Genomic DNA, 24,566 nt, shown 5'->3' with positions numbered 1-24,566 from the left:
ATCAATTAGATTCCGATGGAACTTGATTTTATGGCCACTTCTGCGCCTCGTCTTAGTCTTTTAAAAACCCGAAGTGCTAATTGTGTTTGACTAACTGGGATATTTGGGAGAATCGGCATTCCTGTTTTACCTATGATTTTGAATGCTAACGCTTTTTCATTTGCTGGCAGTTTCATCAGAGCATTGAAATAGGCATTGGTATTTTTTACAAAGGTTTTTCTCGCCTTATAGGTTTCAGCAAAATTGCGTTTATAGCCAAAAGTCTTGTCAAAAGTTTTTTCCGCCTTTGCGAAAAAGGTATCTCTATCAAAACCCCGCTTTACTTTCTTTCCGTGCATTTTAACTTCCGAAGCTTTGTGTTTACTTCCTGGAGAAAGACTGAACGTATTGGATGCATCCTTCCGGCTCACAATAATATGGATGTGACTTTGGTTTCCTGACTTTGGCATTCCTTGGACAATACGTTTCCCATTTTGCTGGTGTGGTGCTTGCCGTTCCAATTTGGCAATTTGTTTTTCCATCCATTTAATATCTCCTTCTCTCCTTCCCTGTTCTATCGTTCTTATCTTATTTTTTAGTTGTACTATTTTGGTAGCATAGGGTTGGTTTTCCCGTATCTCTTTATCCGTTCCTTTAAAGGTACGTTGGTATTCAATTTTTGCATAGTATTTTATTTCATCGATGGTTATGGCTCGTCCATTGATTTCCCGATTGAAACTGGCGACATAGTCCTTCATCAGCTCACGGGTGTAGGTTTTTAAATCTTGGCTATTGTTCTGCAATCGGTTCAATTCATACTTAGAGGGACTAACGGTAATCGAATAAAATTTGGGTTCCTTCTTTTTCAGCTTAGCGGTATTACCATCAATTTCTTTTACCACTTCCTCAGCAGGTATCTCATCGCTGTATTGATTAAAAAAGTGTTCCATTTCCTGTTGCTTCAAGCCTTGGTTTTCCTTTTCCAAGTACCCCACAAAATCCGCTGAACTTTGTGCGTACTTGCTACCTAGTTTTTGAGGGGTGATTGTGATGTACATGGCACAACTATTTATAATTGGTTATTTGAATTATGTTTTTCCCGAAAACGGACTTGCTTCTTTTCTTCAGTAAATTTCTTTTCCAGCATCAGGGGCTTCTTTTTAGGTTCATCGATTTTAAAAAGAGACTGAAGCATCGCCACTGTGGGTTTGGTCTGCGTCTTTTCTATATCTCTGATTATGGCAATGACGGCGTTAATTCTTTTTAAGAGTTTGGCTTCCATGGTACGTCCGGTGGGTCCAAGCTTTTCTTTTGGGGAAATCTCATTGTAGAAGAAAAAATCAAGCATGGCTTCCATTGCCTCGGAATGGGTCTTAAAGTGTGTTTTTGAAAATTTCTGAAAACGTTTGGCAGTTTTTCGTTTGAACCTAATAGTGATGAATGAATCCATTTTCTTTCGCTTTTTTGAAGATTTGACGTAAATCCATCCCTGTTTACTGGCGTTTTCAAGCCATTTGACGCAAATTGTAGAAATTAAAAAATTTAATTTATTTTTAATTACTTAAAAATCAATGAATTAAACCGAAAATGGAACACGTAACACCGCATCGCGTGTTACCCTCTTGCTATTCCATTTTCGTCCCGCGAGCGGGACAAAAATTTCATACAACCCGGCCAAAAAAGCCGATTGCCTGTTTCGGAATTATTCAAATTCCGATATGTAAAAAATAGATGGATACAGCTATCAGCGAAAGTCAAAAATGGATAGCTATATAAAATTATGTATGTTGTATTTTAGCAAATTAAAGATACAATTTTTTCTTGACTTAACATTAATCACACACAAAAACACCCCTAAAAATTCAGAGGTGTTTGGGTATTTAATATTTAAAATTATATATTGAATACGTATTTATAGGAATATAGATTCCGAAGTGCTACTTCCTCAATCATCGTTTCAAAACAGGTATAATTTTCTTTTACGTATTTATGAATACTATCGCCAAATTTTCGTTCCACATCTTTTTTAGAATTTTCTAAAAGTCGATTTTGAGCTTCTTCGCTCAAGTCTGTAAAATTTAGATATACCATAGCTTTGTATTTTTAATACTCGCTTGGTAACATCAACGTATTATCGATAAAAAATAACCGTAATTCGTCCAATGGAAAATCGGTTGCACGATAACCGTGTTTTGCAAAAATTTTCCCGTTGCCATCGCTGTATGTTATTTCTGCTTCATACCCAGTATAATTCTGTTTTTGCTTGGGTAACCTTTTAAAGTCGATAGTTATAAAATAACTTTTATCCATTAGGCTCTTTGCAAAAACGGAAACGTCTGTAATGAGCCAAAAACATTCCGCAGCTTCTGCCAAATATTTAAGTCCGTTGGTAAAACGGGTTTTCAGTAATGGGATTTGGTAGAACATTTCAGAACCGTGAAAGTGTTGCAATCCCTCTTTGATTTCGTTAACTTGTACTTTCATTGTTTCTATTGTTTATTGTTATGTTAATAATGAAAAAAGGGGGCGCATCTTTTGACGGTTACGCCCTCTTTACTTTTTAAAATCCTACTTGTCGTTTTTACTTCCCAGTAAAAGGATTTCATTTGCTTCAATTTCGGTAACATATCGCTTGATACCGTCTTTGTCCTCGTAGCTTCGGGATTTTAATTTCCCTGTAACGCCTACTTCCTTTCCTTTGCCTACATATTTTTCAATGATTTCGGCAGTCTTGCCCCAAGCTACAATCGTATGCCAATTGGTTTCTGTTTGCTTTTGGCCTTTGGCATCCTTGTAATACTCATTAGTTGCGAGTGAAAAATGGGCTACCTTCTTACCGTTTTCAAGGTTTGTAATGGTTGGTTCTTGTCCAACGTTTCCGATTAACTATACGTGATTTTTTAAAGTACTCATAATAAAAGATTTAAATATTAATTAAAATGCTATCCGAACCATTCAGACAGTTTATTGTTATATTTTTTTGAAGTGATTTACTTATTATATCTTGAGCGTTTTCCTTTTTTGTTTTTTTTGGTGCCGCTTCCTTTTGTATGTTTTTATAAGATTTCATAAGTTTCATTTTAGATTTACTTCCCATAGCGCTCTCGCTGTTACCTTTTTTTGTTGCTGATACAGTTTCAAGATTTTGAATTGATAAGGACTTATAAAAAGTGAAGCGCAGCGCAACGGTTTATGCAGTCTGTTCAAGTTCAAAATGTTGATGTTTTGCTGGCAAAAAAAGGTTAGGGAAGCGAGGGTGCGGAAGGATTTCTAAAGACTTTTGTGAAGTACAATAAAATTGGAAGTGGCACCAAATGATTAAATGGAATTCCGATTTAGTGGACTCCGTTCACGATTTCGGATTGGAAATGAAGTCCTTCGACTGCGCTCAGGACAGGCTTTCCAGCATAGCGGATCGGGTTAGCGGAATGGAAAGTAGAAATTGGGGATGATGTCCAAGACTTTTGTAGGGAAGCTCTTTACCCGACATGTAGCTTTTTAGCGAAAAGGAGTGGTAATGTGCTGATCGGTTTATGAAAACGAATCATCCTCTTAAGGCAAGATGTAATAATGATTTAATTTGAAAATATTTATGAGAATGAAAACCGAAAGCTTTTAAAGTGGTACCCAAGCTTTTTAGTTATTAAAATTAATTCATTGACTTACAATGAACTAATTAAAAAAAATTACTAAGTTTTAAAAAATATAGCTATGTACTATGTATTACTATGTATTTTGTTATACATTTGTTTTATGAATAAATCATTTATAAAAAAATGGGAATCGCAGGTAAAAAAAGGAACCTTAACTTTTATTGCCTTGAATGTCCTAAAAAATAAAGAGCTCTATGGTTATGAATTTATCGAAGAGATAAAGGAAAAAACCACTATCGAAATCGCTGAAGGAACTTTTTATCCACTAATTAACCGTTTGGCAAAAGAGGGACTTGTCATATCAAAATGGGTAGAGCAAGAAAGTGGCATTCCAAGAAAATATTATAGTCTTACCAAAACAGGAAAACAAACTCTTTCTGAAATGCAAACCTATTGGGATACCCTTACTTCTTCCATAAAAAAAATCACAAAATGAACATAGAGAAAATAAGATTTAATGAAAAGCCGTCCCAAAGAATCTACCAAGATTACCTAAAACGCATCAATCGCGTTACAAAAGGGCTGCCAAAAGAGGACCAGAAAGAAGTGTTGATGGAATTCAACAGCCATATTTATGAAGGTCTTCAGCAAAATGTTAATACAAACGAAATAGATCGCTTATTGGATGTACTAGAGAAGCTCGGTAGTCCCGAAGAGGTGTTAAAACCACTGGTTGCGGATAAAAAAATGGAACAAGCCATCCGTACCTTTAACCCGTTGCATATGGTTAAAGCCTTGGCACTAAATATCACTAACGGTATGTCCTATATTATCTTTTTCGTGCTGTATTTGATGCTTTTTGGATTTGTCTTCCTTATTTATTCTAAACTCACGAATCCGGTAGAAACAGGATTGTTCTTTGATGGAAACCATTTTCAAGCCTTGGGAAGAATTAACCCAGGCTATATTGAAGGCACACAAACCCATGAAGTATTGGGTCATTGGTTTATTCCTGTCATGCTTTTATCCATAATTGTCTTTTACCTACTTATAACTCTATTAGTAAGATTAAAACGTAAAATCAATAATAAATAATACTATGAAAAATACAATAATAAGTATAATCTTAATCCTTTGGACAACCATTGGTTTCTCACAATCTTTCAACACCCAAAAATTAGACAGCCTACTATCACTATTGGGGCAAAACGATAAGTTTATGGGGAGTGTAGCAGTCTCCAAAGATCAAAAATCTATTTATCAAAAATCGATAGGTTCTGCAAGTATTGATCAAAATATCAAGGCTGATAAATTCACTAAATATAGAATAGGATCAATTTCAAAAATGTTTACTGCCACACTAGTTTTAAAAGCAGTTGAAGAACAAAAACTGAAATTAAATCAAACTATTGAAACCTATTTTCCAAACATTAAAAATTCAGGTAAAATTACTATCAAAAACCTATTGAATCATAGTAGCGGTGTACATGATTTTACCAGTGAAAAAGATTATTTGGAATGGAACACACAAAATCAATCCAGAGAAGACATGCTTTCAAAAATTTCTAATGGTAAGAGTGTATTTGAGCCCAACGAAAAAAGTAATTACAGTAACTCGAATTATGTATTATTGACATTCATCCTAGAAGATATTTATGGGATCCAATTTAGTGAGTTACTGAACAAAAAAATTAGTGCACCTTTAGGATTAAAAAATACTTACTATGGGGATAAAATCAATGTAGAGAATGGTGAAAGTAATTCTTATTCTTACTTGGGTACATGGAAGTTAGAACCTGAAACAAATTTATCTATCCCTCAAGGTGCTGGTGCAATAGTTTCCAATCCAACTGATTTGAATCTCTTTATCGAAGAACTTTTTTTAGGTAACATTGTTTCTGAAAAGAGCCTTGAGACAATGAAAACTATAGAGAATGACTATGGCTTTGGTATGTTCAAATTTTCATATTTGGACGAACTAAATTTCGGGCACACTGGTGGTATTGATGGATTTCGTTCTTTCACAATATACTTCCCCAAAGATAAGCTAGCCATCTCTATGACCTCCAATGGTTTAAATTATTCCCAAAAAAAAATATTACTTTCTATTTCAAATACCTTTCATAACAAGTCATATGAATTGCCAGAATTTCATAAAATAAAAATCACCTCCGAAGATTTGGACAAATATTTAGGAACGTATTCAAGTAAAGAAATACCACCAAAATTTACAATTACAAAAGAGGGCAATACTTTAATAGCACAAGTAACGGGTCAACCGAAATTTCCGCTAGAGGTAATTGATGAGAATGTTTTTACGTTTACGCAAGCTGGGGTGAGATTAGAATTTGAACCCGAAAACAAAACAATGCTTATAAAGCAAAACGGAAGCGAATTTTTATTTACAAAAAATAATTAAAAGTGTACAATAAGTAAGTACATAAAGATAGATGTAGCAAAGCTCAGTTCACGATTTCTTATTAAAATGGAGTGTCCTTCCCACCTCTCTGGGAAGGACAAACAAAATGGAAAGCAAAAACCAGGGACGGTGATCTATATAGCTATAATTCTGAGAAATTGACAGACAACGACAAAAACGCAATAAATCAGTTCAATAGCAATTTCGAGCTTCAAAAAAGATTTGATACTTCAAAATTTAGTGCCCCGCTTTATATGGTTTTACATAATGGAAAGAATTTATATACGCAACCAATTTATATTTTGGTTAATGAAAATAGCTTTAGCGCAGCAACTGTCTTTACGAGCGCATTTAAAGGGTTGCCAAATGTAAAAATAGTGGGAAAAACAACGGATGGTTCAAGTGGTAATTCAAGAAAATTCCATTTGAAAAATTCAAATATTAGGGATAAAGTATCCACAATGTTGTCATTTCAAAGAAATGGAAAAACCTTGGATGGAAATGGAACGATTCAGAAATTGTAATTTCAGCAGATGAAACACAAGTTTTAAAAGATATTGACAATCAGTTGAGTGAATTAATTAATATAATCAATAGACGCTGATCTTTATAGGTGTAAATTGAGATGTCTATACTAAGTTCGCCCGGTTTCTGACTTTTCCAGGAAATAAACGGGCCAAGCCTTTTAAAAATCGGAAGCTTTGTAACTATGTCCAAAAATTTTATAATAAAGCGCATAAATTTTTAAATATTTCCTCGATAATACTCTAAAACTTTTACACGAAGCGCATATTCATATTTTACATTTGCCAGATTGGTTTGAGCGTTGTCCAAGTTATTTTTACTGATTATATAGTCCACGCTATTTGAAACGCCATTGTTAAACCGAATTTCATTAATTCGGAAAGACTCTTTGTATGCTTTTACTTGATCCTGTAACAAATTGTATCGTTGAAAAGCTGTCTGCATCGCACTATACGACTGTTTTATGGACTGCTGAAGATCCAGTTTGGTCTGGGTCAAAGCTGTTTGGGCTTCTTCTTTTTTAATTTTTTCGAGGGCCATATTGTTTTTAGCCCTAAACCCATTAAAAATGGGAACGTTTACTGAAATTCCTATTGAAGAATTCAAATTATTGTCAAACTGATCGCGATACGGGATTTTATCGCTAGTAAAATTAGACTCCTCCGTAAAGACCGAATAATCTTGATTGTTTATGGTTACAAAGTCACCAGTTTCCACAATACTCCTTCCCGTTTCGTTAAAAAGCCGTGCAGCACTGGAGTAATTCGTGTTCAAGTTGGCAAACAGGCTTACTTCTGGTATGTATTGGGACCGTGCTACGGCTATCCCTTTTTTGGCAGCTTCCAAGCTTAAATCGCTCGCTTTAACCGTGGGAAATACCTGCAGTGCTTTTTCGTAAATCTCTTGTGCCGTATAATTATATCCTTCAAAATTCAATTGTACATTTAAGGGGGCGACTGTAATAGCCTCCTCTGTATTAACAAGTGTATTCAGGTTGATTAGTTCGGTTTCAAGTGTGTTTTTACTTTCGGCAATGTTGGAAGCATCTTCCGCCAATTGGCCTTGGAGATCACGATATTCTGCTGGGTTTCCTGTTTCTTCTTCATATAGGCTTTTTAACCTGTCCAATTGCCCTTGGGTCGTTTTTAAACGGGATTCAGCAAGCTTAACCAAATCTTGTGCGTTTAACACTTGTAAATACGTCAACGTTACATTTAGGATCACCGATTGTTTGGCAGCTTCTACTTCCATTTCGGCAGATTCGAGGTTCAATTTTGCCTGTTTCCAACTGTTTAAAAGCCGAAAACCATTAAAAACCACTGCATCCAGCCCCAGACCAGCGTTTGAAAAAGTGAGTTCTTGGTTTACAATACCATTGGTAAAGGGATCGATACTCCGCCCATTTGTAATCCCCAAATTATAGGACCCGTTAATGTTGGGCAGTAACGCATTTTTACTTTGTTTAAAATTCACATCCCGGGTCTCTTTAGACAGCCGGGTCGTTTTAAGGTCAAGGTTGTTTTCTATCGCCAAATTGATGCATTCCTTCAGCGTGTGTGGCGTTCTTTCTTCCGTTTGTGCAAAAAGAAATAAGGTGGTTGCAAAATATAGTGCTATGGAAAATTTAAAAATCATAATATAGGTGATTGATGAATGGTTTTCTACTTGCGGTCTCGTCTTCCATCTAAAAGATGCACAATGCGCGAACCGTACGCTGCATTAGTTTCAGAATGGGTTGCTTGGATTATGGTCACCCCTTCCTCGTTGAGCTCTTTAAACAGTTGCATAATCTCTTCGCTCTGTTTAGAGTTAAGGTTTCCCGTTGGCTCGTCGGCTAAGATGAGCTTTGGTTTGGCGATCAAGGCACGGGCGACACCGACCAATTGCTGTTGCCCGCCACTTAATTGACTAGGAAACAAATCTTTTTTGCCCACCATATTAAACCGGTCCAGCATATCGGCCACCAAGGCTTTCCGTTCTGCCGATTTTACGTTTTTGTACAATAACGGCGTTTCTATGTTTTCATAAACCGTAAGCTCCTCGATCAAGTGATAGGCCTGAAACACAAAGCCAATGTATTCTTTATACAGTTTAGAGCGGTGTTTTTCTTTCAAGCTGTGCACCGGTTCATCCAGAAAAGCATATTCCCCTTCCTGAAAGCCATCGAGCATCCCGATAACATTGAGCAAGGTTGATTTACCGGAACCGGAAGGCCCCATAATGGTGATAAAGTCACCTTCTTCAACGCTTAGGCTGATGTCATTAAGTAAAAAAACGCGTCTTCCGCCTTGGTTGACCCATTTGTAAATGTGATTAAGTTGTAGTAACATATTGTTTTATTTTTTTTATAATTTTTATTCCGAAGAATATAGCTTTGAGGTTTAATTTTGTTATTCCGTTCTAAGGCTTTTTACTGGGTTTGCACTGGCGGCTTTTACACTTTTAATACCAATAGTGATAAAAGCAACAGCAGTAGTAATTAGTGCAGCCAAGCCAACTATCCACCATTTAATTTCAATGCGATAGGCAAAATCTTGAAGCCATTTATTCATAAGGTAAATCCCTAATGGAAATGCAATTAAAAATGAAATCATAATGAGTTTTAGAAAGTCTTTTGTCAACAAGCCTACTATTTGAACGACACTCGAACCCAAAACCTTCCGTATTCCAATTTCTTTAAATCGCTGTTCTGCTGTGTAAGTTACTAGTCCAAATAGCCCAAGGCAAGCAACAAAAATGGTGAGGATTGCAAAAAGCATCAGGATGGTTCCCATTTTGTGCTCCTTTAAATAAGTTTGATTATACGAATCGTCCAGTATAGTGTAGTTAAATGTTTCTGTGGAATTAAACCCTAACCAAAGCGAATTTGCTTTTTCAATTAAAGCGGACATATCTCCTGTTTTAGTGCGAACAATAAGACCTCCGTATGGTTTGTTCAACATGATTAAAGGTTCAATCTTTTGATGAAGGGATCTAAAGTTAAAATCTTTAACCACTCCTACAATTGTTAGAATTTCACCGCCGTTATCACTTCCTTTTCTTATTTCTTTTCCCAGAACTTCATCTCCAAAACCGAGTATTTTGGCCGCTTGTTGATTAATAATAACTTTGGTTGAATCTACTCCAAACTCTCTTGAAAAGTTACGCCCCGAGACTAATTCCATTTTCATGGTAGGAATATATTGGTCGTCCACATTATAGACAGACATTCTTCTTATCAATTTATCTTTCACAAATATTGGCGACATATTAGTATCTGTATCTCCTGCAGGAACGAAAGCAGATTGTGAAACTTGTGCTACTCGTGGATCGTTCAATAACTCGTTTTTAAATGCTGCTTCGTTTTGACCTAATAAATAAGACTCCCTTAAAACGAGTAATTGATCCTTATCGTAACCGAGCTTTTTATTCTGAATAAACTCCATCTGTTGATATACCACCAAAGTTGCCAAAATAAGCCCCGCCGAAATAACAAACTGAAAAACGACCAATCCGCTTCTAACCCCTTTGCTATTCCCTGCGCCTGAAAATTTACTTTTAAGCGCGGCAATGGGTTTAAAAGATGAAAGAAAAAATGCCGGATATCCACCTGCTAAAAAGCTGATAACAATAACGGTTGCAAAAAGAGATATACCAACAGCAGGCGTAAACAGGTGGTTTATGTCTAGTTCGATGCCAGAAAGCGTATTAAACGAAGGCAAAACGAGGACAAAAGTTGCAATTGCCAAAATGGTTGCCAATAGGGTCGTTATAAAAGACTCCATTAAAAACTGGTGTCGCAGTTGTTTCTTGTTGGATCCCAATACTTTTCGGATGCCAATTTCTTTGGCTCTTTTTGAAGCGGAGGCTGTGGAGAGGTTCATGAAGTTTATACAAGCAATCAATAACATAAATAGCGCGATGGCACTAAAAATATAGATGTATGTAATATCTCCACCTTGTTCCAATTGCGATGCTCCTGAAAAATCAGATTTTAAATGAATGTCAGTCAAAGGTTGAAGTAACAGCCCTATTGTATTGTTTTTTGAAAATTCTGAGAATGTCATTCCCATACGTTCTTGCATTTGTGGCCCCATATATTTTTCAACCATAGGTGGAGTTTTAGCTTCCAAAGCCTCGATGTTCGTTCCCTTTTGTAATAACAAATAGGTAAAGAATTCAGATTCCATCCAAGATGTGTTTTCAGCAGGTGCATAACCCACTGTAGAGACAAACATATCAAAATGAAAATGTGAGTTTTTTGGTACTCCTTCCATAATCGCTGTGACTGTAAATTCGCGGTCGTAATTTTCCACTCGCAGAACCTTTCCTATTGCGTTTTCATTTCCGAAGTACTTTTTTACTTCTTTAGTAGTTAGTATTACACTATTGGGTTGATCTAAAGGTGTTTTAGCATTTCCTTCAACAATGGAAAGCGTAAAAACATCAAAGAAATTAGGATCTACATAGGCAATTTTACTGTCCCGATACGCAGTATTTTTATAGATTATATGGGGGTTTAATAACGTTGAAAGTCGCGTAGCGTCATTCACCTCGGGCAGTTCGTTTTTTAATGCCTTGGCTACCGGCGCCATCACTAGTGCTTCTTTTATTTGTTCTCCGTTCACTTTAGCATTTAACACCACACGAACAATGCGGTCTGCTTTTTTGTTGAATGTATCATAACTCAATTCGTGAAATACGAACAAGGCTATCAGTAGGCAAGTAGTAATACCTATGGCCAGTCCAAACACATTGATCAAGAAAGTGCTCTTGCTTTTTATACTATTCCGCCACGCGATTTTAAAATAATTTTTAAACATGATTTTTACTTTAAGAAAAAGTCCATTTCTTACAAAACCTAAGATTATTACATTTTACTAATTTTTACACCACCTATATTCAAGCCCTTATTTATTTTGGCATCTCCCTTATATTCAAGGGAGGCTTCGCCATAGGATGTGATCTTAATTTTTTCCGAAGCATTAATTTTAAATTCCGCTTCGCCGTATGCTGTGATTTTGGTTTCTTCGTTTGCTATAGCCATGGCATTTACTTTACTTTCACCGTAAGCGGTATATTTTTGACTTTGAATGGTTCCGGATTTAATCTCTAGTATACTTTCTCCATAAATAGTTGTGTGCAGTTGTTTTAGATTCACATCGTTTAGATATACTTGGGATTCCCCATAAATTTTTAAATCAAAATCATCTCCTTTTAAAATACTTTTGCAAACAAGGGTTTCTTCTCCCCGAACTGAAATATCGTTCAACATTTTATAGGTAATAATAGCGGTTACGATGGTTCCCTTGTATATGGGACGCTTCATTTTTACTCCATTCTCGTAAACGGTTTCGCTCTTGGTAACCTCTTTAGCATCTTCCAGATAGATACGAAGGGTATTGCCATTCACTTCAATATTGAGTTTATCATCGTTTACCTTATTGCTTTCAATGTTTACAGTTTCTTCGATCCCTTCAACCAAGGTAACTTGTATGTGAGGGCTTATAATCACTTTATGAAAATGAGTCACCGTTTTTACATCTTGAGCAAAAACGGTTTCAATAAATAATAAGGTGAGCGTTGTTACATATAGAATTAATCGTGTCATAATTTTTGTTTTTGGTTTTAGTATTTTTATTCAATTTTCAACAGTTTTTTCCACTTTGGATGAGATGCCGGCGAGGGCAGATGAGGAATTACTCTGTTTTCAAACTCTCAACCGGGTTTTTTAAAGCAGCCTGTATCGTTCGGAAACTTATGGTCAACATAGCAATTATCAAGGCTATGGCACCTGCTGCTAAGAAAATCCAAATAGTCAAGTTAATGCGGTACACATAATCTTGAAGCCATTGTGACGTAGCGTACCAAGCAATTGGTGTGGCAATGATAAAAGCAATGCCTACGAGTTTTAAGAAATCTTTGGTCAGTAAAAGGGCAATGGTCGATACATTGGCACCAACTACCTTCCGTATGCCAATTTCTTTTTGCCTTTGCGAAACAACCAGTAATGAAATAGCAAAGAGACCTATGCAACTTAAAATTATTGCCAAGATAGAACCACTAGAAATCATCGTTGTCATGGTCCGCTCCTTTGCTAAGGTCCTTTCTATATTTTCATCTAAAAAGGAGCCTAAAAACTCTGTATCTGGCTCAACCTTATCCCAAGCTGCTTTTACAGTATTAAACGATTGGGATAAATTATCTGGCGCAACCTTAACATAAGCGTGATACATTGGTTTTTTTGAATTCATAAAAAAGCTCATTGGCTCAATAGACTTATTCATACTTTGAAAATTATAATCTTTGACCACCCCTATCACAGAAAACTGAAGAGAATCATTTATAACAAACCGAATGTTTAAGGGGTCCTTTTCTCCAAATTCTTTTACCATCGCCTCATTTATGACTACCGAAAGACTGTCTGCTGCATATTCTCTTTTAAAGGATCTTCCCTGCAACAGTGACATATCTAATGTTTGTGGATAATCATAATCCACAAAAAGCAGGTTTGTTTTTACTTCACGGCCTTTATATTCAAAACCCATAACACTTGTAGAAGTACTACCGTCTTTTCCAAGACCTAAAATATTGTTTGAAGCTGTAACACTCAAAATATTAGGTTTCCTTGAAAGTTCATCTCGCATCAATTGCAACAACTGCTTACGGTTCTTTTTAGTTTTTAATGGAAATGCGATTACTTGTTCTTTATTAAACCCGAGATCTTTATTTCTCATGTAATTCAATTGTTCTCGCAATACTAACGTGCTACTTATAAGTAAAATGGCAATACCAAACTGCACTACAATAAGTGCATTGCGCACTCGGTTTCTGCCCGAAGTCTCCAGTTTTCCTTTCAGTGCATGGAGAGTGCCTAGTTTACTCATTAAAAAAGCAGGATATCCACCAGCAATAAGTGTTATAAGTAATAAGGATATAATTAGACCAATTATAATTGTTGGTGTTGCTACTAACTCAAATGATGCACTAGTGCGAAATAAAGTTTGAAAAGTATTTTGTAATGAAAAAGCCAATAATGCTCCCAAAATTACCGCGATACTAAAAATTAAGATGCTTTCTCCCCAAAATTGGAAGAACAGTTGCGTTTTTCCGGCTCCTAAAGTTTTGCGCATCCCGATTTCACGAAGTCTTTGTGAGCCTTTAGCAATGCTCATATTTATAAAATTGATGCTTGCAATAAATAAGATGAGAAGCGCTATACCCAATATCACATATTGTAGCGTTTTACTAACTTTTACCTCAGCGGCGTTTAAATCTGCAAAACTAACATCCTCAAATGGCAAAAGGTGTATCTGTCTGTATTGGCCTTCAGTATTTGGTTTCGCACCATCTCGTTTAGCATTTGTTATATCATCTGTAAAATGAAGCGTTGAAAATTCTTGCGTAGATTTTTCAAATTTTTTGGGAGAAATACCCTCTGCTAATTGTAAATAAACAGGATGATTATGTGCGTCCCAACGATCCTTTTTGCTTTTGTAGAATGAATCAGGTAAATCCATAAAATTAAAAATCGCTCCAAAACGTAAAGAACTTGCTTCAGGAAAGTCTTTTAAAATTGCTGATACCGTTACAGGCGTTTCTTTACCATCACGTTTTATACTAATGGTTTTGCCGATGGCCTTTTCGCTACCAAATATTTTCTTTGCTGATTCTTCTGTTAGAGCAACTGTTGATCTTTCTATTGGATTCTTTTTATTACCCTCTAAAATAGGAAAGGAAAAAATTTCAAAAAATTCTGGATCTGCCCAAGAAGAACCTATGCTTAGGGTTTTATTTTTATAGGTAAGAAGTGGTCCACCAGTTGCATAACGCGTTATTTTTTTTACACCGGGAACTTCACTTTTTAAGGCAGCTGCAAAAGGAATAGGATTAGCGTCACTAGATTCTGGCCCTTTTGGGGTCTGAGAGGTAGTATATATTTGATAAATGGAGCCTTTATTTTCGTGGAATTTATCGTATGATAATTCAAATAAAGCATATGTGCTTAATAAAAAAGCAATTCCAAAGGCTGTTGTTAAGCCAATAATATTTAGAACCGTGAAAGTTCTATCTTTCCAAAGGTTCCGTAAGGCGATTTTAAAATAATTCCTAAACATAACTATTCACTTTTTGATTGATGAAAATTATTCCGTTCGTAAACTTTTTACCGGGTTTGCAATGGCTGCTTTTATGGCTTGGAAACTTACGGTTATTAGAGCAATGCAAACTGCAAGGATCCCTGCAACCGCAAATACCCACCAATTAATTTCTGTACGATAGGCGAAATCAAGTAACCATTTGTTCATTAACCAATAGGCAACTGGAGCTGCAATTACAAAGGCAATTAACACCAACTTTAAGAAATCCTTCGTCAATAAGCCAGTTACCCCAGAAATACTGGCTCCTAAAACCTTACGAATACCAATTTCTTTAGTGCGCGCTTCAGCTGTAAATGCGGCTAAACCGAATAAACCTAGGCAAGCAATAAAAATGGCTAATAGAGAAAAAGCGGTTGCTGTTTCTGCTGTTTTTTCTTCCGAAGTATATAAACTTGCAACGTGAGTGTCTAAAAATTGATAGTCAAAAGCGGTATTTGGTAAATTATTGGTAAAGTTTTTTTGTAGTTGTCCCATAAACTCTGAAAGGTTCGATGTTTTATATCTAACTAATAGCGTGCGTATAGATTCTGGAGCATTATTGGATTTGTAATACATATATCCGCCAACATCTTCTTTCAAAGAATTATAATTGAAATTTTCCACTACCCCAGTAACAATAGATTTATCACCTAACTCGGTATTAATATATTTTCCGATAGCTTCTTCGGGTGTTTTAAAGCCTAGATATTGAGAAATTTTTTCATTTATCAATGTATACACGATAGAGTCGCCCTTGACAATGCTTTCAGGCAGCGAATTACCTGCCAATAAGTTAAGCTGCATAGTTTCTACAACAGAGCCATCCGTACGGCAACTGCTTATTGGCATTCCGGTTGCATCGGTACTCAATTTTCGAACAGATCGACCACTTTCATTGTCACCTGGTATGGATTGTACCGCGGAAACACTTTCAACATTCGTTTGTCGTTTTAGATCGTTGATAGCTTGCTGAACTTGTTGATAGCTTTCAGCAGATTTTACAGAAAGAGCAACAACACCATTGGGGTTATAGCCTAGCTTTTTGTTTTTAATAAAATCCATTTGCTGAAATATGATGGTAACGGCAATAATTAAAATAATGGAAGCAGCGAATTGAAATACTACAAGCCCCTTCCGTACAAAATCGGTTACAGACTGTTTTTTCTTTGATGTGTTTACCAAAGACAAAGGAGAAATACTTGACATGGAAAGCGCCGGATAGCTTCCTGCTATTAGTGTGACTAAAGACCAAATTACAAGAAGACTCAGTAGGATTTCAGGAGATAGTAATTCGGTATAAGTGAGTTCATTTCCAGTGATATTTCGAAATAAGGGAAGCGCCGAAAAAGAAATTCCGTACCCAACAAGTATGGAAATGAAAACCAGAATACCAGTTTCCATATAAAAAAGGGAAAACATTTGCCTTCGGTTTGCCCCCAGGATTTTATTCATTTCAATTCCTTTGGATCGTTTTTGAGAATTGGCAGTCGAAAGGTTCATGTAGTTGATACAGGCAATCAATAACACCAAAATCGAAAGGAACAACAAGCTTTTTATAGTGCTGATACTTCCCAGGCGAGACGAATATCCTTCTCTTATATCTGAAGAATACAGGTGTATTTTTGTTAAGGGCTGAAAAAGAAATTTGGTAAAATACTGCCCTTCTTTATCAACATATTTATCGATTAATTTGCTGGCTTGGTTTTGAACTTCGGCAACATCTGCATTTGGTCTAAGCTGAACGTAGGTTTCATAACTGGCATTGCTCCAATACACATTAGTGCCCATCCACGAATCCATAATATTATAGACTAAATTACAGTCTATCACACTGTTTTTGGGTAGATCCTTATAAATACCTGAAACCTGAAGGCTGTCCCTGTTATTTACTGAAATAATTTTACCCATAGCGTCCTTGTTACCAAACAAACGTTCTTTTGTGGATTGTGAAAGCACGATAGATTTTGGTTGTGAAAAAGCCTGTTGCCTATTACCTTTAATAAAATGGAAATCAAACATTTTAAAAAGCGTAGAATCTGCTAAATATAAACCATTCTCATTAAAATTCTTTTCGTCTATTTTTAAAGAAGCGGTTGCGCCAAAATCATCTTTAATAAGCCGCGTCATTTTATTTACTTGTGGAATATCTTGTGCAATAGCTGGCCCTACTGCATTGGGCATAGTAGCCCAAGTTTCAAAATCGTATTCTTCAGAGGTTTCCATATTCACTCTATAAATATCTTCTGAATTTGAATACATCCTATCAAAATTAAGTTCTGTATTCACAAAGGCGAATAGGAGAATACAAACACATAAACCAATAGCTAAGCCGGCTATGTTAAGCGCTGTGAAAAGTTTATTGGCGCGTATGTTGCGCCATGCTATTTTAAAATAGTTTCTAATCATTTTTTATATTTTTATTATGCTTCGATACAATTCTGAAATGCTTCGCTTTTCAGAATCATTCAGCCACTAATTTTTTTTTACTGCGTACTGAAAACTGTCCACTGCATACTGAATCATTCCGTGTGTAAACTTTTTACTGGGTTTGCGATTGCGGCTTTAATGGCTTGGAAACTGACTGTAATCAAAGCAATAAATAATCCTATTGTTCCAGCAAGCAAGAATAAGCCGTAGGGCATATTAATTTTAAAAGCAAAGTCCTGTAACCAAATGTTCATAGCATACCAGGCAACTGGAGCTGCAATGAATACCGCTATTATCACCAGTTTTAAAAAATCGAGTGAAAGTATTGTGATTACCTGCATCACTGAAGCACCAAGAACTTTACGAATGCCGATTTCCTTTTTTCGTTGTGTCGCGGTAAAAAGCGCAAGCCCAAAAAGGCCTAAACACGATACAAGTATTGTAATAGCCGAAAAAATATTCAAAATTGTGGTCGTACGTTGTTCAGATTTGTACAGAGCAGCATAGGCATCGTCTAAAAACTCAGGTTCAACGGTTTTATCTGGAAACATAGATTTCCAAGTATTTTCAATCTGCGAGATGGCTACAGCCGTGTTTTTACCTGAAGTTTTAATCAGGATATTCCCAAACCAATCGTATTCTGTAAAAACAGCTACAGGACCAATGTCTTTGTGCAGAGAGGTGAAATTAAAATCCTCCAATACCGCTTTTATCACCCCTTGTCTTCCATTGATATTTGCAGCTTTACCTATGGCTGTTTCATTTGTAAGTCCTATATTTTTTATTGCTTTTTCATTCAGCATAAAAGCATACTGACGCTCTTCTTCTGGCTCTAATTTAACCTGTTTCTCATCTGCAGCCGTAAAATCGGTGCCACTTAAAATTTTGATTCCCAAGGCGGATATAAAGTCCTTTTCAACAGGAATGGCGGTGATAGACATATCTTGTACGCTCGTTTCTCCTGCCACGTTTATAGAATATCCACCCCTTATATCTACGGGGGAACCGTAAGAAGCGGTCACTGCACTTATTGCACTATTTTGTAGCAACTCTGTTTTAAAGGAAGCCAGTTGATCTGGTTTTATGGTTGAGGCATCGAGCATTACAATGCTAGATCGGTCTAAACCAGTATCTGTATGCTGAATAAAATAAAGTTGTTTTTTGGCTACTAAAGTTGTCATAATAAAAGCAATAGATACGGCAAATTGAAACACGACCAGAGACTTCCGCATTGTCTTAGTGCTTCCCAGAGGCATTTTGTTGCCTTTAAGTGCAGATACGGGCCTGAACTTAGAGAGGACAAATGCAGGCCAAGCACCGGCGATAACTGTAATAACAAAAAAGAGTAGGCTTATTGCACTGATAAAATAAGTTAAATTCCAAGTGTTGATATCAATCTCGGCCGCAACAAACTGGCTAAATGCTGGTAAAAGCAAGTAGGCAAACACAATACCTATTGAAAGCGAAATACCTGTTACAATTGCAGACTCTGCTAAAAATTGAACCATTAGGTTAGAACGACCGGCACCAAGTGTTTTGCGTATGCCAATTTCCTTCATACGTTCCGAAGATCTGGCAGTCATGAGGTTAGCAAAATTAATACACGCAATAAGTAGCAACAATATTGCTATTCCGCTAAAGATATAGAGATAGGTCAAAGCGTTGCCTGAACTAACCTGCGAATGTAAGTGAACACGTTTAAGCGGGTCAAGCCCCACCCAGATTTTGTAACCGGATGGAAAATCATCATGAAAAAGGGTTTCTATATATTGGTTCAGTTTTTTCTGTACGCCAGCAGTTTGTTCAGCATCTTTGAGCAATAAAAAAGACCAATCATTGGCAGAGCTCCAAGATTCGGTTTTAGACTTTTCACTGGAATTGTAAGATCCTACTAAATCAAATTTAAGGGTAGAGTAAGAAGGAATATCCTCAATAACACCGCTTACCTTCTTGCTTTTATCATTAATGGTTACAATCCGTCCCAACGCTTTTTCATCACCAAAGTATTTTTTTGCCGTAGATCTTGTAAGAACCAAATTATCAGGCTCTTCTAAAGCATTCGCGGGATTACCTTCGATAAATGTAAAACTGAAAATATTAAAGAGGGATGCATCTGCGATGGCCATCTTTTTCTCATCGAATTTTTGATTTTCAACAACTACTTTTCGGTTATTGTATTTATAAACCCTGACGGCCTCTTCCACCTCAGAAAATTCACGTTGGGCAACAGGCACCAAAGCGGTAGGGGTTAATTGAGTGTGTTCCGCAGTAACGTCAGACGGGGATTGGTAGTTGAAGTTTGCAAAAACTATACGGTCTGCTTTTTCGTGGAAATGGTCGTAGCGTAGTTCATTCAAAATGTAGGTGGCCAATAGAAGAAAGCAAGCCACGCCTAAAACGAGCCCAAATAGGCTGAGGCCGGTTGTAAGTTTGTTTCTTAGTAAACTTCTCCACGCTATTTTAAAATAATTCCTGATCATTGTTTTATGTTTTTAAATCGGGGGCTTCGATACAATTTCCAAATGCTTCTCTTTCGAAATCACTCAGTCACCTTATTTTTTTACTGAATACTGCCCACTGCATACTTTTTTTCATTCTGTTCTCAAACTTTTTACTGGGTTCGCTATTGCTGCTTTAATAGCTTGGAAGCCTACTGTTAAAAGTGTTAGCGTTACTGCAAAACCACCTGCGATTATAAAAACCCACCATTCAATTGTTATTCGGTATGGGAAATCTTGCAACCATTTTTGCATAACGTAATAAGCAAGGGGCGATGCTATTACAAAAGCGATACCTACCAGTTTTAAAAAATCTTTGGTCAACAGACGGACAACATTTTGTACGCTAGCTCCAAGCACTTTTCGTATGCCTATTTCTTTTTTCTTTTGTTCAGCTACAAACGAGATAAGGCCAAATAACCCCAAACAACTTATCAAGATTGCCAAAGATGTAAAGACAACCGAAATTTTACCTAGACGCTTTTCTTCAGCATATAATTTTTCGACTTCCTTGTCTACGAATGTGTAAACAAATGGGGTATTAGGGTTCATGGTTTTCCAAGACCCTTCAAGATTACTTAAAAGAGCTTCGTATTCTTGTGTTTCAGCTTTTAAAATAATCCAGCCTGGCCATATTTCATTAAAAAGTAACATGGGAGCTACTTCTTCCTTTAGGGAAGCAAAATGATAATTATCGGTAACCCCTACAATTTCAAACTCATCAACCTCCCCTTCGTAGGTTTGTATCAGTTTGGATCCAACCGCTTTATCCAGCGGAATATTAAAGGCATCAATAGTGGCTTTATTTACCAGAACCTGAATGCTATCATTAGTACGGAGCGTACGTCCTGTAAGTAAAGAAGTCCCAACGGTTTTAAGGTAGTTGGGGCTAACCCCATCGTAATGCACTAAAGTTTGATCGGCCGGATTTCCACCTGGAAGTGTTAACCCTAAGTCGCCTAAAATAAACTCTGAAGGATAGTGATTGCTTCCTGACACTTCAGACACGCCATTAACTGTTTTGAACTTTGATTGAATAGCTTGGAAACTTTCTGAGGCTTGTTGCGTCCCTAATCGTACAGCAATGAGGTTGTCTTGATTATACCCCATATCCATTTTTTGGGAATGCTTTACCTGTTGGGTAATGATGATAACGGAAGAAATCAACCCAATGGAAACCACAAATTGAAATACGACCAATGTTTTACGTAAATTTCCACTACCCAAATTCAAGTTTATCGATCCTTTTAAAACCTTAACTGGTTTAATCCCTGAAAGAATAATTGCCGGATACAGACCTGCAATAATTCCTGTAAGGGTTCCCAATGTTAAAAGTGCAGCTAAAATTTTCCAATCAAATAAAGCCGAATAACTGATACCGCCTTCGGTTAATGTATTTACAAACGGTAATGCCAACGCTGTCAAAGGCAAGCTTATTACCGAAGAAAAAAGGGAAAGCAGTACAGATTCTCCCAAAAATTGACGGACGAGAGTTCCTTTATCGGCACCAATTGCTTTTCGCACCCCAATTTCCTTGGCCCGTTTGTTGGCCCTTGCCGTACTAAGGTTTATGAAATTAATGCACGCCACCAGTTGAATGAACAATGCCAAAATAAGGAGCGTATAGATGTAGTTGATATCTGAAATGGTACCGATTTGGTTTCGAATTCCTTTTGAATATAAATGAATGTCCGAAATCTTTTGTAGATATAACGATTTACTGAAGCCTACTGCGGCCAAATCCTTTGCGCCATGCTTCTGTAAAAACCCGGAAAGTTTAGACTCCAAGTGTCTTGGGTTAGCGCCTGATTTCAATTTTATGTAACTTAATACGAAATTTTGTGTGGCAAAGTTTTCGATTTCCATCACACGTTCTCCGGTTCCGCCAGAGTTCATGGTCAAAATATAATTGGGGTTTAAATGTGTTTTGCCAAAATCATCTTTAAATACTCCTTTTATAGTGAGTGTTTGTTGTTCTTCACCGCTCCCAAGGGTTAATGTTTTGTTTAGTGCTTTTTTATTGCCGAATAGTTTTTTTGACAATGTTTCTGACAGAACAATGGAGTTTGGTCTGTTTAAAGCTCCTTCAGCTTTCCCTTCAATAAAAGGGTAGTCAAATAATTTAAAGAATGTGGAATCTGCTAAATAACCCCGAGGTTCATAATATGCTTCGTCGCTATTTGTAACTCTTAAAAGGCCTTCATTTCCTTCGCCAAAATAAACCAATCGACATACTTCAGCCACTTCAGGAAAGTCTTCTTTCATTGCAAAAGCAATGGGTGGGGAAGTGCCGGCCGAAGGGTTTCCATTGTCATTTTCATCAATGACGGTTTTCAATCTATAAATCGACGATGCATCCTCAAACTGCTTGTCATATCCAAATTGTGCGATTACATAGGTAAGAATACTCAAACAGCAGACCGTTCCAACGGTTAAACCCAACAGGTTAATACTAGACTGTAGTTTGTTCTTTTGGAGATTCCGCCACGCGATTTTAAAATAATTCTTAAACATAATTCTTTGTTTTTTGATTGACTTCGATACACTTCGACTTCGATCAGTGACCAATGATCAGCCACACGTTTTTTACTATTTACTGCGAACTGCCTACTTTCTTTACTCTGTTCGTAGGCTTTTCACTGGATTTGCTATCGCGGCTTTAATCGCTTGAAAGCTTACCGTTAGCAATGCAATCCCCATTGCTATAATTCCTGCTATCGCAAATATCCACCACTCTATATCGATGCGATATGCAAAATCCTGTAACCACTTGTGCATGCCGTACCAAGCGATAGGAACGGAGACCAAAATGGCAAGAAGCACCAACTTTAAAAAGTCTTTGGACAAGAGTTTTACAACTCCAGAAACACTAGAACCTAAAACTTTGCGGACTCCTATTTCTTTTTTCCTTTGCTCTGCCGTATATGCAGATAATCCGAAAAGGCCTAAGCAGGAAATGATTATGGCTAAAAGTGCAAAAATTTGAGATAGGTTTTCTACCAATTGTTCACTTTTAAAACGTTCATTAAAAGCTTCATCTACAAATCTGTATTCAAAAGGAAACCCTGGATTTTGTGATTTTAGTACTTGTTCTATTTCTTGGAGTGTATTACTCATGTTAGCTCCAGTTGTTGGTTTTATATATAGGTAATCTGCTCCTTCAGCTTGATTATAAAATATGACAGGATCACTCGTTCCATACATATCGCCGTATAAAAAATCCTTGACAATCCCCTTGATGGTGAACATCTGTCCTTGCCAATTAACCGTTTTACCCACTACATTATCCGTATTTAATAGTTTTGCAAAAGATTCAGAAATTAATACATTACTGCTATCTGCAGCTTGCGAAGTGCCAAAACCCTTTCCTTCTTTGATTTCCATTCCGGTGGTCTTGAAAAAATTGTGGGTTACCGTTCTAATAGAAATCAAGACATCTTCATTATCAGGCTTGCCTTGCCATTGTACACCTGAGGTGTTATTTCCTCCAGATAAAATTTGCGAATTCATTAGGCCAGCACTTTCAACCAGTCCAGAAGATTTAAGCTCTTGTTCAATAGAATTGAAATTTTCAATAATATTTCCATTTGCTGCAGGTACTTCAATAAGGTTTTCTTTAGTCATTCCTAAATCCCTATTTTTTACGTGTTGCACTTGTTGATACACTATAATGGTACTTATGATAAAAATGATAGAAGCTGAAAATTGAATGACCACCAAACTTTTCCTTGTAATAGATGCAGCTCCTGTTTGTCTTATAGACCCTTTGAGCACTTCAATAGGTTTAAATGAAGAAAGGTAAAACGCAGGATACAAACCGGACAGAAATCCGCAGACCAGAGTTATAAGCAGTATTGGGATAAAATGAGAAGGTTTGGAAAGTGCTAAGCTTAAATCTTTATCAATCAATTCATTAAAATGTGGAATTAATATAATTAATAGAAAAATGCTTACAACACCACTAAGAAAAGCTGTGAAAACGGCCTCGGTGATAAATTGAAAGATCAACTGCTTTTTCCCTGAGCCTAAGGCTTTTCGCATTCCTACTTCGTTAGCGCGTTTTTCACTTCGGGCTGTAGCAAGATTCATAAAGTTAATGCAAGCGATGATTAAAATAATCAGTGCGATAAAGCTGAACAAACGTACATATTCAATACGGCCACCACTGATTTCACCATTTTTAAAATTGGATCGTAAATGCCAGTCATTCGCCGAGAATAAGATTGCTTCCGTTTCTTTATCACCGGTTTTGGCAGGAAGTATTGCTTTTACTTTTTTATTTACTTTTTCAACCGCGACTCCTGGTGCTAATTTTACAAAAGTGTCCGTAAAATTAGCACCGTAGCCTTTAGTCCATTCTTTGCCATCGGTAAAATTTTGGAATGGAATAAGCCATGTAAACGGATAGGTAGTATTCTTAGGGAAATTTTCTATAATTCCAGTAACAATATAATTTGTTTTTTGATCAAATTGAATATTCTTTCCCATTGCTTCTTGGCTATTTCCAAAAAGTATGGAAGCTGTCTTTTGTGTTATAACAATTGATTTTTTGTTTTTAAAGGCATCTTTAGAGTTTCCATAAATAAATTTAAGACCGAAAATGGCAAAGATGTCTTTATCTGCATAACTTCCTTCGCTGTTAATCGATTTCTCGCCAACACTGAGAAGAAAGCTTTTATCACGCTTACGCGCAGCCTTTGTAACTTCAGGTATTTCTGTTTTTAAAACCTCGGCCAAAGGTCCTGGCGTAGCTTGAAAAAACGTTCTCCATTCTCCCTCGTACTTTTGATTGGTCGGTACGGCATAGACCAGTTCTTTATCTGCAATAGATTGGTCAAAATTCACCTCATCCTCAACCCAAAGAAGAATAAGACTTGCACACGTAATCCCAATGGCCAAACCGAAGATGTTAAGAAAGCTGTAACCTTTGTTTTTCCAAAGGTTTCTGAATGCTATTTTGAAATAATTTTTAAACATGATTGTTCGTTTTTTGATTGATGGGCTTCAA

18 protein-coding genes are annotated in these 24,566 nt (G+C 36.6%); 4 read left to right on the top strand and 14 right to left on the bottom strand.

Features of this window, described 5'->3' with window-relative positions; translation table 11 throughout:
• Positions 1-5 precede the first annotated feature (5 nt).
• From mobB to DZ858_RS09730, 5 genes are all read right to left on the bottom strand, one after another.
• On the bottom strand, positions 6-1,037 hold the full coding sequence (gene mobB, locus DZ858_RS09750; RefSeq protein WP_117159359.1) for a MobB family relaxase: 1,032 nt from the start codon (positions 1,035-1,037) through the stop codon (positions 6-8).
• 11 nt (positions 1,038-1,048) lie between these two features.
• Positions 1,049-1,429: a BfmA/BtgA family mobilization protein gene (locus tag DZ858_RS09745; RefSeq protein WP_117159358.1), complete on the bottom strand. Its 381-nt coding sequence runs from the start codon at positions 1,427-1,429 to the stop codon at positions 1,049-1,051.
• Between the two features lie 443 nt (positions 1,430-1,872).
• Positions 1,873-2,070: a hypothetical protein gene (locus tag DZ858_RS09740; RefSeq protein ID WP_117159357.1), complete on the bottom strand. Its 198-nt coding sequence runs from the start codon at positions 2,068-2,070 to the stop codon at positions 1,873-1,875.
• A gap of 12 nt (positions 2,071-2,082) precedes the next feature.
• Positions 2,083-2,463 carry a DUF6876 family protein gene (locus DZ858_RS09735; protein ID WP_117159356.1) on the bottom strand — a complete coding sequence of 127 codons (381 nt, stop codon included), beginning with the start codon at positions 2,461-2,463 and terminating at the stop codon, positions 2,083-2,085.
• A gap of 84 nt (positions 2,464-2,547) precedes the next feature.
• Positions 2,548-2,862, bottom strand: a complete 315-nt coding sequence (locus tag DZ858_RS09730; RefSeq protein WP_239990769.1) for a single-stranded DNA-binding protein — start codon at positions 2,860-2,862, stop codon at positions 2,548-2,550.
• An 870-nt stretch (positions 2,863-3,732) separates the two neighbouring features.
• On the opposite strand from DZ858_RS09730, the gene DZ858_RS09725 reads away from it, so the two are divergent.
• From DZ858_RS09725 to DZ858_RS09710, 4 genes are all read left to right on the top strand, one after another.
• Positions 3,733-4,068: a PadR family transcriptional regulator gene (locus DZ858_RS09725; RefSeq protein ID WP_117159355.1), complete on the top strand. Its 336-nt coding sequence runs from the start codon at positions 3,733-3,735 to the stop codon at positions 4,066-4,068.
• Complete coding sequence (locus DZ858_RS09720; protein ID WP_117159354.1) at positions 4,065-4,667, top strand: HAAS signaling domain-containing protein; 603 nt, start codon at positions 4,065-4,067, stop codon at positions 4,665-4,667. Before DZ858_RS09725 ends, DZ858_RS09720 begins: the two co-directional genes overlap by 4 nt.
• A 4-nt stretch (positions 4,668-4,671) precedes the next feature.
• Positions 4,672-5,991, top strand: a complete 1,320-nt coding sequence (locus DZ858_RS09715) for a serine hydrolase domain-containing protein (RefSeq protein ID WP_117159353.1) — start codon at positions 4,672-4,674, stop codon at positions 5,989-5,991.
• 71 nt (positions 5,992-6,062) lie between these two features.
• Positions 6,063-6,515: a S41 family peptidase gene (locus tag DZ858_RS09710; RefSeq protein WP_117159352.1), complete on the top strand. Its 453-nt coding sequence runs from the start codon at positions 6,063-6,065 to the stop codon at positions 6,513-6,515.
• 220 nt (positions 6,516-6,735) lie between these two features.
• On the opposite strand, the gene DZ858_RS09705 is transcribed toward DZ858_RS09710, so the two are convergent.
• The 9 genes from DZ858_RS09705 to DZ858_RS09665 form a co-directional block, all read right to left on the bottom strand.
• Positions 6,736-8,151, bottom strand: coding sequence for a TolC family protein (locus DZ858_RS09705; RefSeq protein ID WP_117159351.1), 1,416 nt, complete (start codon positions 8,149-8,151; stop codon positions 6,736-6,738).
• A gap of 26 nt (positions 8,152-8,177) precedes the next feature.
• Entirely contained in the window at positions 8,178-8,846 is a 669-nt protein-coding gene (locus tag DZ858_RS09700; protein ID WP_117159350.1) for an ABC transporter ATP-binding protein, read from the bottom strand.
• Between the two features lie 60 nt (positions 8,847-8,906).
• The gene (locus DZ858_RS09695; protein WP_117159349.1) at positions 8,907-11,318 is read right to left on the bottom strand and encodes an ABC transporter permease; all 2,412 of its coding nucleotides are present in this window, start codon (positions 11,316-11,318) and stop codon (positions 8,907-8,909) included.
• A 47-nt stretch (positions 11,319-11,365) separates the two neighbouring features.
• Complete coding sequence (locus tag DZ858_RS09690) at positions 11,366-12,106, bottom strand: head GIN domain-containing protein (RefSeq protein ID WP_168926321.1); 741 nt, start codon at positions 12,104-12,106, stop codon at positions 11,366-11,368.
• Positions 12,107-12,194: 88 nt separating this feature from the next.
• Positions 12,195-14,612: an ABC transporter permease gene (locus tag DZ858_RS09685; protein ID WP_117159347.1), complete on the bottom strand. Its 2,418-nt coding sequence runs from the start codon at positions 14,610-14,612 to the stop codon at positions 12,195-12,197.
• Positions 14,613-14,639: 27 nt separating this feature from the next.
• A complete protein-coding gene (locus tag DZ858_RS09680) occupies positions 14,640-17,039 on the bottom strand; it encodes an ABC transporter permease (RefSeq protein ID WP_117159346.1) in 2,400 nt (799 codons plus the stop codon).
• Positions 17,040-17,152: 113 nt separating this feature from the next.
• On the bottom strand, positions 17,153-19,540 hold the full coding sequence (locus DZ858_RS09675) for an FtsX-like permease family protein (protein ID WP_117159345.1): 2,388 nt from the start codon (positions 19,538-19,540) through the stop codon (positions 17,153-17,155).
• A gap of 111 nt (positions 19,541-19,651) precedes the next feature.
• Positions 19,652-22,072: an FtsX-like permease family protein gene (locus DZ858_RS09670; protein ID WP_117159344.1), complete on the bottom strand. Its 2,421-nt coding sequence runs from the start codon at positions 22,070-22,072 to the stop codon at positions 19,652-19,654.
• A 102-nt stretch (positions 22,073-22,174) separates the two neighbouring features.
• A complete protein-coding gene (locus tag DZ858_RS09665) occupies positions 22,175-24,535 on the bottom strand; it encodes an ABC transporter permease (protein WP_117159343.1) in 2,361 nt (786 codons plus the stop codon).
• Between the last annotated feature and the right edge of the window lie 31 nt (positions 24,536-24,566).

Origin of the sequence: Marixanthomonas ophiurae, from assembly GCF_003413745.1 — a bacterium.
Classification (GTDB): domain Bacteria; phylum Bacteroidota; class Bacteroidia; order Flavobacteriales; family Flavobacteriaceae; genus Marixanthomonas; species Marixanthomonas ophiurae.
Note: the sequence above shows the minus strand (reverse complement) of the source record. Positions and strands in the feature narration are given on the sequence as shown.

Coding starts and splice junctions, on each gene's coding strand:
- mobB (WP_117159359.1), bottom strand. CDS start 1,037: ATGTACATCACAATCACCCCTCAAAAACTAGGTAGCAAGTACGCACAA.
- DZ858_RS09745 (WP_117159358.1), bottom strand. CDS start 1,429: ATGGATTCATTCATCACTATTAGGTTCAAACGAAAAACTGCCAAACGT.
- DZ858_RS09740 (WP_117159357.1), bottom strand. CDS start 2,070: ATGGTATATCTAAATTTTACAGACTTGAGCGAAGAAGCTCAAAATCGA.
- DZ858_RS09735 (WP_117159356.1), bottom strand. CDS start 2,463: ATGAAAGTACAAGTTAACGAAATCAAAGAGGGATTGCAACACTTTCAC.
- DZ858_RS09725 (WP_117159355.1), top strand. CDS start 3,733: ATGAATAAATCATTTATAAAAAAATGGGAATCGCAGGTAAAAAAAGGA.
- DZ858_RS09720 (WP_117159354.1), top strand. CDS start 4,065: ATGAACATAGAGAAAATAAGATTTAATGAAAAGCCGTCCCAAAGAATC.
- DZ858_RS09715 (WP_117159353.1), top strand. CDS start 4,672: ATGAAAAATACAATAATAAGTATAATCTTAATCCTTTGGACAACCATT.
- DZ858_RS09705 (WP_117159351.1), bottom strand. CDS start 8,151: ATGATTTTTAAATTTTCCATAGCACTATATTTTGCAACCACCTTATTT.
- DZ858_RS09700 (WP_117159350.1), bottom strand. CDS start 8,846: ATGTTACTACAACTTAATCACATTTACAAATGGGTCAACCAAGGCGGA.
- DZ858_RS09695 (WP_117159349.1), bottom strand. CDS start 11,318: ATGTTTAAAAATTATTTTAAAATCGCGTGGCGGAATAGTATAAAAAGC.
- DZ858_RS09690 (WP_168926321.1), bottom strand. CDS start 12,106: ATGACACGATTAATTCTATATGTAACAACGCTCACCTTATTATTTATT.
- DZ858_RS09685 (WP_117159347.1), bottom strand. CDS start 14,612: ATGTTTAGGAATTATTTTAAAATCGCCTTACGGAACCTTTGGAAAGAT.
- DZ858_RS09680 (WP_117159346.1), bottom strand. CDS start 17,039: ATGATTAGAAACTATTTTAAAATAGCATGGCGCAACATACGCGCCAAT.
- DZ858_RS09675 (WP_117159345.1), bottom strand. CDS start 19,540: ATGATCAGGAATTATTTTAAAATAGCGTGGAGAAGTTTACTAAGAAAC.
- DZ858_RS09670 (WP_117159344.1), bottom strand. CDS start 22,072: ATGTTTAAGAATTATTTTAAAATCGCGTGGCGGAATCTCCAAAAGAAC.
- DZ858_RS09665 (WP_117159343.1), bottom strand. CDS start 24,535: ATGTTTAAAAATTATTTCAAAATAGCATTCAGAAACCTTTGGAAAAAC.